Raw genomic sequence first — 12204 nt, forward strand, 5'->3', positions numbered from 1 at the left:
CGTGCTTTCATGGCGCAAGCAGGCGTTGTGGCGGGCAGCGCACCACCCAGCGGGTGAGCTGTTCATGGGCATACGCCAGCTGCAGCACGGCATGGTCGGCCTGCGCCGGGCCTATGATTTGCAGGCCCATGGGCAACCCGGCAGCATTGAACCCCACCGGCACGCTGATGCTCGGCAAACCGGCCAGGGTCGGCCCGATCACCACTTCCATCCAGCGGTGGTAGGTGTCCATTGGCCGCCCCCCGACCACCGTTGGCCATGGCTGGCGTGCATCGAAAGGGAACACCTGGGCCGAGGGCAACAGCAGGAAGTCGTAACGCTCGAACAGCTTGCCCATGGCGCGGTACCAGTCACTGCGGTCCAACGAAGCCTGGTACAGCGCCGCCGCACTCAGCTGCAAGCCACCTTCCACCTCCCACTGTGCTTCGGGCTTGAGCAATGCGCGCTTGCCGGGGTCGGCATAGGCTGCGCCGAGGTTGCCATGCACCAGGAAGTGGCGGTGGGTCAGCCAGCATTGCCACAAGCGCGCCAGGTCGAATGCCGGCTGGCAGGCCTCGACCTGGCAGCCCAGCTTGGCAAAGTCGGCCAGCGCCGACTCGCACAGGCTCATTACCCCGTCATCCATCGGCAGATAGCCGTTGTAGTTGCCCAGCCAGCCCACCCGTACACCGCGAAAATCGCGCGGCAAGCCAACGGTAAAATCGCGCCGGCCTTCGCTCAGCGACAGCGGCGCCCGGGCATCAACACCCGCCTGTATCGACAGCAGCCGCGCCACGTCGACCACACTGCGGCCCATCGGCCCTTCTGTGGCCAGCTGCTGCACGAACAGCTCGGGCGCAGGCCCATACGGCACGCGGCCCTGCGATGGGCGCAGGCCGAACAGGTTATTGAACGCCGCCGGGTTGCGCAGCGAGCCCATCATGTCGCTGCCGTCGGCCACCGGCAGCAAGCGCATGGCCAGCGCCGCTGCAGCCCCACCGCTGCTGCCACCCGCCACCCGCGACGGGTCGTAGGCGTTGGTGGTGGTGCCAAACAAGGGGTTGTAGCTTTGCGAGCCCAGGCCAAACTCGGGCACATTGCTCTTGCCCATGATCAATGCCCCGCTCGCCCGCACCCGCGCCACGCTGATCGCATCCTGCTCGGGTACCTGCTCGACAAACAGCGGCGAGCCGAGCGTGGTACGCAGCCCGGCCGTGGCGGCGAGGTCCTTGATTGCCTGCGGCATGCCATGCATCCAGCCGCGCGAATGACCACAGGCCAGTTCGCGGTCACGCGTCTCGGCCTCGGCCAGCAGCACTTCGGCCGGGCGCAGCGAGACCAGTGCATTGACCTGCCGATTGAAGCGCTCGACATGCCCCAGGTAAGCCTGCATCACCTCCCGGCATGACAACTGGCGGGCATGGATGGCCTGGGACAGTGCCTCGGCATCAAGGGCAACAATGGGGTCGATGGCTAGCGGCTTCACGGTTTTACTCCAAGGTTGAAGGCGGCAGGCTTGACTGCCCGCGGTGCTTCTTTCAGGCAATAGGTGCCCAGCAATGTCAGCAGGCAGGCAAACAGCACGTAGAACGCCGGCGCCACTGGGGTGCCGAGCACCTGGGTGAGCCAGGTCACGATCAACGGGGCAAAGCCACCGAACACCATCACCGCCACGTTGTAGGCCACCGACACGCCGGTGGAACGCACCTGGACCGGGAACTGTTCGGCCAGGGCAGTAGGTGCCGGGCCGAAGAAGCCACCGATGGCCGTGCACAACAGCAGTTGCATGACCAACAGGCGCTCCAGGGAAGGCGCAGCGGCCACCCACACATACAGTGGGTAAACCATCACGAAGAACGCCAGGGTGAAGGCCATCAGCACCGGGCGCCGCCCCAGCCGGTCAGACAGCGCCCCGGACAACGGAATCACGAGGGTCATCAGCCCCACGGCGAGCATCTGCACCAGCAGCACCTGGTCCAGCGGCAGGCCTAGGCTTTTGTGGGCGAAGGTCGGCATGTTCACCAGCACCACGTAGAACGATACCGTCGCGCCGCAGGCCAACCCCATCGACACCAGCAGGCTGCGCCGGTGTTCACGCAGCACCTGCCACAGGCCGGGCGACTGGCCATTGGCATGGCGACGCGCCTCGACAAACGCCTCAGGCTCCTCCATATGCTTGCGAATCCACAGCCCGACCGGCCCGATCAGCAGGCCCAGCACGAACGGGATGCGCCAGCCCCAGCTGTCCAGCGCCTCAGGCGAGCACAGGTGGGTAACCAACGCCACCATTGCCGCCCCGGAAAACACCGCCAGGCACTGCCCTACCAATTGCCACGAACCATACAGGCCCTTGCGGTGGGCAGGCGCGCTTTCCACCAGAAACGCCGTGGCGCTGGCGTATTCACCACCGGTGGCAAAGCCCTGCAGCATGCGCGCCACCACGATCAGCAGCGGCGCAGCCATGCCGATGGCCAGGTAGTCGGGCGCGAAGGCGATCATGGCGATGGACACGGTCATCAGGCGGATGATCATCTGCATGGCCGCCTTGCGGCCCTTGCGGTCGGAATACATGCCCAGCAGCACGCCGCCCACAGGGCGCATGAAAAACCCGACGCCGAAGGTGGCAAGGGCCATCAGCAGCGAGGCGTACGCGTCGTCGGACGGGAAGAACTGCCGGGCGATGATGCTGGCCAGAAAGCCATACACGATAAAGTCATACCATTCCAGGGCGTTGCCGATAACGGCGGCCACCACTTGCCGGGTACGCGACACGCCGGTGCTCGAAGTCTGCATAGGGAACACTCCACACAATGATTGGGTGATCGCCCAGACGCAGTCGCGCCCGGGTTCCAGCGGCAGTGGTCAAAAAGGGACAATCAGGCAGGTGCCAGCCAGCGCTCTGCCAGCGCGCCCCAGTAGGCGGCGCCGGTCAGCAGGATGTCGTCGTTGAAGTCGTAGGCCGGGTTGTGCACCATCGGCCGGGATACACCATTGCCGATGAACAGGTAGGCCCCCGGGCAGCGCTGCAGCATCCAGGCGAAGTCTTCGCTGCCCATCAGCTTGCGGGTGTTGCCATCCACCGCCTGGGCGCCCAGCAACTCGACCCCTACCTGGGTGGCAAAGGCGTTTTCAGCGGCATGGTTGACCAGCACCGGGTAGGCCGGGCGGTGCTCGATGCTGGCGCGGCAGCCAAAGCTCTCGGCCTGACTGACGATGATTGCCCGCACCCGCTCAAGGGCCTGCGCCCGCACCTCGGCGTTCAGTGCGCGCAGGCTAAGGCGCAACAGCGCCTGTTGCGGAATCACGTTGGCCGCTTCGCCGGCCTGTAACGCGCCGACGGTGACCACTGCCGCCTCCTGCGCATCGATATTGCGCGCCACCACGGTTTGCAGCGCCATCACCACACTGGCGGCCGCCACCAGCGGGTCGACGGTCAGGTGCGGCATCGAGCCATGGCCACCCACCCCGTCCAGGGTCACCGTCAGCAGGTCTTGCGAAGCCATCATCGGCCCTTCACGAAACCCCAGGTGCCCGGCCGGCAGCCCTGGCATGTTGTGCATGCCGAATAGCGCATCACATGGGAAGCGCTCCAACAGGCCGTCGGCCAGCATCGCCTCGGCACCGCCCTGGCCCTCCTCGGCCGGCTGGAAGATCAGTGTCAGCGTGCCGTCGAACTGCCGGGTGGCCGCCAGGTAGCGTGCGGCGCCAAGCAGCATGGTGGTGTGCCCGTCATGACCACAGGCGTGCATGCAGCCTGGGTGCTGGCTGCTGTATGCCGCACCCGTTGCTTCGTGGATGGGCAGCGCGTCCATGTCGGCGCGCAGGCCCAGCCGGCGGGGGCTGCTGCCATTGCGCAGCACGCCGACCACGCCGGTCTTGCCGATACCGGTGTGCACTTCATAGCCCCATGCCTCCAGCAGTCGGGCGACCAATGCCGAGGTGCGGCTTTCTTCAAAGCCCAGTTCCGGGTGAGCGTGGATATCGTGACGAATCGCGTGCAGGTCGCTGGCCACGTCGGCGAGCCAGGCCTGGATATGCTGATGTCGGGACATGTGGAGTCTCCTCGCGCGGGTGGTTTCCCGTTCTTGTTGTTCGCCTTCAGGTCACGACAGGTGAGGCAGGTCGTGCTTGGCTCACAGATAAGCGCGAGTGACGCGGGATCACAAACGAATGTGGTTCCGCCCAGCGGAACCAGTCGGGGGGGAGAAGCGGAATGGGTGTGGAGCTGGAGTCGTAGGCAAAGCTGTACGTGGCGTTGTTTTCGTTGAATAGTGCGGTCAGGCGCTGCGCTTTGTCATACTCGTAACGAACTCGCTGGCCCTTGGCGTCCTGGCCCCTGTTCACACGAACTACACTGCAACCGTGAGGTCTGGGCCTTGCATTTACATCAAGGCAATCGCTGTTCTTCATAACCATTAGGGAAGACATTTATTATGCTCACCAACTCGCCGGACTCACATTTAAAACTAACTTCGAAGTCACTAAATGCAGATCCAATATGCTCTTTTTGCCGAACATGTATTTTTTCTAGGCGATTATCAGCGCAGACATAATTTGACTCACTGCATCCGTACTGCCCCCAGTTCATATCTTTCACCACCGCTCCCTCTTCAAGCAATGAAATCAAAATATTCCTAAGTTTTCCGGCGCTGGCAAAATGGACCCGCTCAATACATCCGCCGCCATAGAGATAGAACTTCTTATTTATGATATTTTCAGATTGCCCATAAATCTCCAAAAAAACAACTTTATCATTCTCATCCAAATGATACAGATGAGTATTCTTTACATGAGCTGGAATTTTTTCAACGCTTTCCCTTTTTTAAATTCGGCCCGCTCGATTTCATATGGACTGACGTCATATAGCGACCCCTTGCTTATTACTATTCGATCTGTATAAAGCCTCAGACAAACAAGAAGACAGGAACTCCTCAGTTCGCGATTCAATTTCCAGATATTTTTTCAAGATCTTTTAAGTCATTCATACTTTTATCCAGCCTAGAATATTCCGCGGGCAATTTCAGAGTTGATCTTATTTAACTCACAGATCTGATCACTAAAAAGCAGACACAGAACGCCAATCCCAGGCGCCTCGAGATCCATATCGAGCTTATCACTCACCTTCATATAACCCTGCATACTTCAAGCCATTATAGTTAGCCTTTAGAGGCTTGGAAATATCCGTACCACCATCGGAGTACCAAAAAATTGCATTAGCCTTAGTAATGTTAAGCCTCAAACACTCTGCCTTTAAGCCCTCAATAGATCTGGAGTCAACCGCAGATTCAACCAAGATTTCATCTAAACTAACCTCCTCCGCTTTCCTTTGTATAATTCCTATGAAATCCTCGTCATACCATCTCACACCAATATCTCTGCAAAACCCACAAACCTTGTATGTTGGATCATCCGACCCCACAGAATAGTCCAATTCAAAATACTTTAGGTAGTCATCCTCCGAAGAGAAGTTTGTCCCTACCCAAACATGAATTTTTTCATACCGCTCAATACCATAAGAATCCATTTATGCTCCTAGCTCAAGTGCTTGCTGTGACAAGCGAAATAGCAGCCACCAACATTTACCCCATACAACTCAAAAACGCTTTTTGACTTCCAGCCTCTTCCACGAAATTAGAATTCCCGCCTCACCCAAAGACTTATTTACGTCTTCAAGCTGATCGACCTGTACATACCACAACCATGTAGAAGAGGTTAAAGCTTCGAGTGATCCTCGCCCCGCACCATCACCAATCCAGTCTTTCAGCAACATCCCGCCAACGTCAACCTCTAAATGCTTATTACTTATTATGTTAACGGGGTAAACCATTCTCAAGAGAGATTCTTTATAGCGCTCTCGCCCCTGAAACCTGCCGGAAACTTTCTTCTTGAACGCAGATGAATTTTCACAAGGATACATCGTCACCATGTTATTGCCAGCCGCATAACTAAATGCTTTACTTATCCTGTCGCACTTATAGATCATCCCATACTGCACTGTAATATCAGCACAAACGTCCTTAATAAATTTTATCATGCGCTCTAGCTCAATAACATCGCCAGAGCACTGACCATCAAAATGATAGAAGCCGCCAAAATCATTCGTAGTATAACCGAAGGATGCAGACCATGGGATAGCACCTACCGCCTCGTTGTATACTCTAAAAGCAGTAGCAAGACCGTTGTTTATTTTTTCTTCGAGCTCGGTCATATCTACCATTACCAAATCATGATCACCGACATGACCCCCATTGCTCAGATATTTAAAATAAGCCGCACCTGTAATCGACAAATTCAGACAAGAAAAATAATGCTTGGCAAACTTCATAGCCAATCTAGGGGTGACGCCTTCAATGCCGTATAAAGCTAACGCAATGGACATAAAATCACCTATATTCCAGAAATCAAATCATCAAGTATAGACTTCGTATCATAGGCACTATATGGATGCTCAAACATCAAAATTTCGCCTTGCTTGCTGTAACGGCGGTGGATCGGGTTGTAGGCGTGCTCGACCAGCAACGAGGTATTGATGCCGGTGTTGTGCACCTGCGAAAGCTTGTCGGCCGGCAAGGTCGAGGCAAACTGCCAGGCCTTGCGCCCCATGGCGTCATAACCGAAGCAGCTGGTGAGCTTGCCCTGGGTCCGGTACACCTCACGGTGCAGGTCATCGCGCTCCATGTCGCTGATCACCAGCCCGTCCAGGTTCAGCTGGTGCAGGTGGCCACTGCCGTAATACAGGTGATTGACCTTACGCCCATCCGGCAGGGTCAGCGTGGTCAGGTTGCTGAGCGGGTCGTACTCGTAGCCGAGCGTGCCGTCAGGGCTGATTTCTTTGCTCAGCCGGCCGAGCAGATCGTAGGTGTATTCCAGCTTTTCTTCCGTGATCCCAAGCTGCTTGCCGATCCCGCTCGGTTGCCGCTCGATGCTCAGCAACCGGTCACCGTCGTCGTATACGAATGTCTGGCTCGCATCACGGTTGATCTTGGCGACCAAACGGCCAATAGCATCACGCTCGAACAGCGTATGGCGCTCGGGCCGCTCGGCATTTTCGCCATAGCCAATCTCATCCAGTCGTGTGAGATGGCCACCGACGTTGTAGCTGAAACGCCGGGGCAGGTTATCCACCCGCACTTCCTCGCTTAGCCGGTCCGACGCGTCATAGGCAAAGCGGTAAACCGCGCTGTTCTCGTTGACCAGTGCGGTCAGGCGCAGGGCCTTGTCGTACTCATAGCGGATCCACTCACCCTTGGCGTCCTGGCGACTGCTTGGCAGCCCGCGCGAGGTGCGCTGCAAACGGGTGGTCTGGCCTTTGCCGTCGGTGTGGCTCAGTACCTGACCAAGGGTGTTGTAGGTGAAGGTTTCCGCAGTGCCGTCCGGGTGGTTGATGCGCAGTACTTCGCCGTCGGGTTTGCGCTCCAGCGACGTGGTTTGGTTCAGCGCATTAGTTACGGCAGTCTGATCACATACAAAATAAGAATTTGCAAGAAGATGATAGCTCTCTCCAAGCGACTACATAATATTAATTGTTAAAAAACAAAAGCTTGCAGCAAAAAACCAATTAACCTTCTTACCAAACCAAAAGCACGAAACTTTACAGTGGCGAGCGGCGCCATTTATCATCAAAACTTAAAACTTCTTTTTTCTTTATTCTCCAGACACCATCTTTAGACACTAAATACATCTTGGAGCATGTTTCAGCACCTTTAGTTTGCCGCACTTGAATTGTCAGCGTTTTTCCACCCCCATCCAAAACCTCTAACTCATCAGTGGCAGGATCATAAGCGGCAGGTTTAGTGCACCCAAGATCTACAAGCCGCCCATAGTTAGACTTATCCTTAACGACATATTTATCAAGTATCTCTTCAAGTTGTTTTGCATACTTTTCTTTTAGCTGAGAATCTTCTATCCCATGAGCCATGTTTTTTTTACGCTGGTCAAAGAACTCAGTCTCCCAGCAGTTCATTTCCCTCATGAAGGCTACTAGTTCACTAGGAGGATTCATAACTACATTTTCCCTTAGTCATTTTAATTCGCAAAAATACCTTCAAGGATTTTCTCACCTTGACGATACACGTCATAGGTTATGGAAGTCGGTCGCGCCCCCCAGCTCGATGGCGTAAAGTTCGCCACCGTAGTCGCGGCAGGCGACCACGCGGTGGTGGGCTCACGGCTTGCCGCCCTGGGTTTGACAACGGTAGTGGCAGCCCAGCCCCAGCGCGTCGCTGTGGGTCACCGTCAAGCCGTCGGCGTAGCTGAAGCTGCGCACGGTGTCGCCGTTGCAGTTGATCACCGCGCTCAGCTGGCCGTGAGCGCTCTCACTAAATTCAAAGCCGAATGTTAATGCTCGATACTATGTTCCCGATTTTGTGAAGCCCGCCCGCCATTATGCGCCCCAGCAACAGCGCTCAACCATCAAACCTTCTGATAAAATAGTTATATTTTTCTGAAGAATTGAGAAGTTCAGCTGTTTTATTTTCAAGCTCTTCTGCATTATCATCATCCGTAACGGTGACAAAGAGAATTGGCTCCTGAATCTTGAAGGAGGTGAAGAAACCTTCCCTCCGCAGAGAACTTAAAATATTGACCATGAGGGAGTGCAGCTTTTCTTTAAAACGTGAGATATCGCTTCGATCACTTGCCTCTCTCAGGTCCTTACAAACATCTTTGAAATACTCCCCCTTCCACCCCTCGTATTTCCATTCCGAAGAAGCCCACTTATAGTAGGGCATCAGCTCTTCACGCTCCTCTTCACCTTCCCCCTCAAGTTTCTCCTCGAGTGCCTCAACGGAATTAACCGCGACCGCCATGGTCATAGCGCTACTATCCGTATAAAGCGCGCAAGCGTAGAACTGCTCATCCGGATGTTCCGCACTCAAATCTTGCAGAGCTTTCGTAACTAAGGTTAAAGCTGTGCTCTCTAATGCATGCCAATTCATTGCGCTCTCCTGTTCATCCACCAAAAACTTCTACACCAATTTTTTGCAACTCGCCTTTCATGGCAGCAACAGCTTTACTAAAAGACATATCTTGCGCCATGATTACTTTATCTGCAGCCTCCAGCTTACTAGCTACCATTCTTGCATTTGCAATGGTGTGGCCTTGGTTTTCAGCCCACATCATCGCAGATGTATCATGTACGGGATCAATCTTATACTTCGAGAGAACAGCCCTACTACGCTCAAGCGCCTTCTGCATTGCAGGAGAGCGGGCGAACTCACCTTTGAATACTATGTGGTGAGCATGAGGTCTCTCCATGGTAACTGGTGGGCGAGTACCCGTCCTGCTCGAGTAATAAGCGCCCCAGTCCTTGTCAGCACAAAGCCCCCATGGATCTACCCAACTGACGGGGTTGCTAGCGTAGCCGTAAAAATTGCAACCACCTAATATACCGATGGGATCTTGGCTATTGAAACGGCCTATTTCAGGGTCGTAGTACCTGAAAGTATTATATTGCAGTCCAGTTTCATTATCTGAGTACTGCCCCTGGAAGCGTAAATTTTGTTCGACATCATCGACAACCAATTGCTCTATCGAACCCCAAGACCGATACGTCGCCTGCCAAACAATCTTGCCCTCACTGTCCGTCAACTCCAACGGCGTACCAATCTGATCCGTATGGAAGTAATAGACCTTCTGCTCTTCCCCTTCAACTTGATCGACCCGCGCTAACGGCGCATAGCTACCCGGCTCGTACAGGTACAAGATGCTCTTCGCAGGCGTTTCCTCCCGCAGCATCCTCAGCCCCTGCCAGAGGAAGCGCTTCTGTTCGACCTCGCCCTTGATTTCAGCCTGCTTGGCCACCCGCCGCCCAAGGCTGTCGTACCGGTACTCGCCTCGGCTTTCCAGCTTGCCATTGACCAACGTCTCCGCCCGCACCAGCCGGTTCTCGCAGTCATAGCTGAAGTGCTGCAGCTTGCTATGCCCCGAGCGCTTCTCGATCAGGTTGCCCCACGGATCGTAGCGGTACTCCTGGTCCCGCCACTGTTTGATCCGGTTGTCCTTGACCTTGTCGAATTGCCGCGCATTGAAGTCCAGGCGGTTGGCTGCCGGGTCGTAGCGGAACTCCTCGCTGCCGATCAACGAGCCGGTATCGCGACTGCGCAACTGGCCGTTGGCTTCATATTCGTACTTGATCTCGCCACGCAGCTTGTCGAGGGTGCGCACCAGTTCACCGGCCGGGTCGTACTGGTAACGGCGGTGGATCGGGTTGTAGGCGTGCTCGACCAGCAACGAGGTATTGATGCCGGTGTTGTGCACCTGCGAAAGCTTGTCGGCCGGCAAGGTCGAGGCAAACTGCCAGGCCTTGCGCCCCATGGCGTCATAACCGAAGCAACTGGTGAGCTTGCCCTGGGTCCGGTACACCTCGCGGTGCAGGTCATCGCGCTCCATGTCGCTGATCACCTGACCATCCAGGTTCAGCTGGTGCAGGTGGCCGCTGCCGTAGTACAGGTGATTGACCTTGCGGCCATCCGGCAGGGTCAGCGTGGTCAGGTCGCTGAGCGGGTCGTACTCGTAGCTGAGCGTGCCGTCAGGGGTGATTTCTTTCGTCAGCCGACCGAGCAGATCGTAGGTGTACTCCAGCTTTTCTTCCGTGATCCCAAGCTGCTTGCCGATCCCGGTCGGTTGCCGCTCGATGCTCAGCAACCGGTCACCGTCGTCGTATGCGAATGTCTGGCTCGCATCACGGTTGATCTTGGCGACCAAACGGCCAATGGCATCACGCTCGAACAGCGTATGGCGCTCGGGCCGCTCGGCACTTTCGCCATAGCCAATCTCATCCAGTCGTGTGAGATGGCCACCGACGTCGTAGCTGAAACGCCGGGTCAGGTTATCCACCCGCACTTCTTCGCTCAGCCGGTCCGAAGCGTCGTAGGCAAAGCGGTACGTGGCGTTGTTTTCGTTGACCAGCGCGGTCAGGCGCATGGCCTTGTCGTACTCGTAGCGAACCCGCTGGCCCTTGGCATCCTGGCGGCTGCTCGGCAGGCCGCGGGCCGTGCGCATCAGGCGGGTGGTCTGGCCCTTGCCGTCGGTGTGGCTGAGCACCTGACCGTAGACGTTGTAGGTGAAGCTTTCCGTGGTGCCGTCCGGGTGGCTGATGCGCAGCACTTCGCCGTCGGGCTTGCGCTCCAGCGTGGTGGTCTTGTTCAGTGCATTAGTTAAGTTAGTCAAATGACGTAAAAACTAAGAATTTGCAAGAAAATGATAGCTCTCCCCAAGCGATAACACACTAACAATTTTTAAAAAACAAAACCACACAGCATACGAACCAATTAAACCTTATGTCAAAACAACAGCACGAAGCCATCGTCGCAGGTGAATTGCTAATGGGTTTCCAGATTGAGCTTGATAATAAAACGACCAATGGTGGCGCGCGCGAACAGACTGCGGCCTTACGGCACTCTCTGTTCGAGCCGTAGCCAATGTCACCCCTGGCTTCGGCAAGCAAGAAAAATCACGGCACATTGAAAACGGAGCGAAGCCAGTAGTTTAATAAACATCTCAGCATCGCCATAATTAACAATAATCAATGAAATTTAACTATCAACTCATTGCGAGACTTAGTATCCTCTAGGAATATTGCCATCCATGCATCCATAACTTCAAAAATATCAATCCCCATTTCTGGAGTCACAGGATCTTCATGCCACCATATCAAGCCTTCCGTATCATCTTGCTTATCGGCCTCTACCGCGACATAGTCTCCGGCGCCATTCGAGAATACCGTAATCCACTTATCAGCAAAAGAGTCGTCCTCCTCATCAACTAAGTCGGAAACACGTGACTGGTCACTAAGGCATTGCGGCCCCATTGAGCGCGCCGGAAAGAAAGTGTACCCATCATGCACTTCACGATAAAAATCTTGAAGCCTACTGGGAAGGTGCTTGAATTCCCCAGCCTCAGTCCTTTCCACAGGCCTCCCCCCTACATAATAGTAGAAACTGGCGCCATCATGAAAGACATACACCATTTCAATCTCAGCATCTATCAATAATACGGTGCCCAGCAAGCAGTCCTTGAATAGCGCGAGCGTTGTTGGAAACTCATTTAAAAATGAATCCCAACCTTCAGGATATACAGGCGCAAGATCAAGACCAAGCCCAAAACCCTCCCAACTTGCGGGCAAGACGACATCTTGAGGGATGTCTTTGAGATCGAAGCACAACTTACGGCCAGAAAATTCAACACTGAGATCTTGCAAAATATCATCAAGAGTAATCATCTAAT

11 protein-coding genes and 2 pseudogenes are annotated in these 12204 nt (G+C 55.3%); all 13 read right to left on the reverse strand.

The window, feature by feature from the left end; translation table 11 throughout:
- Positions 1–7 precede the first annotated feature (7 nt).
- Complete coding sequence (locus ACZ889_RS18555; RefSeq protein WP_476257667.1) at positions 8–1465, reverse strand: amidase; 1458 nt, start codon at positions 1463–1465, stop codon at positions 8–10.
- Positions 1462–2772 carry a citrate-proton symporter gene (locus ACZ889_RS18560; protein WP_180690014.1) on the reverse strand — a complete coding sequence of 437 codons (1311 nt, stop codon included), beginning with the start codon at positions 2770–2772 and terminating at the stop codon, positions 1462–1464. The genes ACZ889_RS18555 and ACZ889_RS18560 overlap by 4 nt, the downstream gene beginning before the upstream one ends.
- A gap of 83 nt (positions 2773–2855) precedes the next feature.
- The gene (locus ACZ889_RS18565; protein WP_004374190.1) at positions 2856–4031 is read right to left on the reverse strand and encodes a M20 aminoacylase family protein; all 1176 of its coding nucleotides are present in this window, start codon (positions 4029–4031) and stop codon (positions 2856–2858) included.
- A gap of 172 nt (positions 4032–4203) precedes the next feature.
- Positions 4204–4311 (reverse strand): annotated as a pseudogene (locus tag ACZ889_RS18570) (sugar-binding protein); the annotation flags it as partial.
- 55 nt (positions 4312–4366) lie between these two features.
- Positions 4367–4744, reverse strand: coding sequence for a hypothetical protein (locus ACZ889_RS18575; protein WP_014756635.1), 378 nt, complete (start codon positions 4742–4744; stop codon positions 4367–4369).
- 348 nt (positions 4745–5092) lie between these two features.
- Complete coding sequence (locus tag ACZ889_RS18580) at positions 5093–5503, reverse strand: immunity 22 family protein (protein ID WP_180690013.1); 411 nt, start codon at positions 5501–5503, stop codon at positions 5093–5095.
- Positions 5504–5572: 69 nt separating this feature from the next.
- A complete protein-coding gene (locus tag ACZ889_RS18585) occupies positions 5573–6358 on the reverse strand; it encodes a hypothetical protein (protein ID WP_014756631.1) in 786 nt (261 codons plus the stop codon).
- A 98-nt stretch (positions 6359–6456) separates the two neighbouring features.
- Positions 6457–7272: pseudogene (locus ACZ889_RS18590) on the reverse strand (HNH/ENDO VII family nuclease); the annotation flags it as partial.
- A 298-nt stretch (positions 7273–7570) separates the two neighbouring features.
- Positions 7571–7981 (reverse strand): NTF2 fold immunity protein, encoded by a 411-nt coding sequence (locus tag ACZ889_RS18595; protein WP_231138371.1) that lies wholly within the window; start codon positions 7979–7981, stop codon positions 7571–7573.
- A gap of 162 nt (positions 7982–8143) precedes the next feature.
- Positions 8144–8269 (reverse strand): hypothetical protein, encoded by a 126-nt coding sequence (locus ACZ889_RS18600; RefSeq protein WP_014756626.1) that lies wholly within the window; start codon positions 8267–8269, stop codon positions 8144–8146.
- A gap of 115 nt (positions 8270–8384) precedes the next feature.
- Positions 8385–8915 carry a DUF4303 domain-containing protein gene (locus ACZ889_RS18605; RefSeq protein ID WP_231138372.1) on the reverse strand — a complete coding sequence of 177 codons (531 nt, stop codon included), beginning with the start codon at positions 8913–8915 and terminating at the stop codon, positions 8385–8387.
- A 13-nt stretch (positions 8916–8928) separates the two neighbouring features.
- On the reverse strand, positions 8929–10980 hold the full coding sequence (locus tag ACZ889_RS18610) for an RHS repeat-associated core domain-containing protein (protein WP_476258025.1): 2052 nt from the start codon (positions 10978–10980) through the stop codon (positions 8929–8931).
- 523 nt (positions 10981–11503) lie between these two features.
- Positions 11504–12199, reverse strand: coding sequence for a hypothetical protein (locus ACZ889_RS18615; protein WP_088512116.1), 696 nt, complete (start codon positions 12197–12199; stop codon positions 11504–11506).
- Between the last annotated feature and the right edge of the window lie 5 nt (positions 12200–12204).

The organism is Pseudomonas sp. TE3895 (assembly GCF_056278855.1).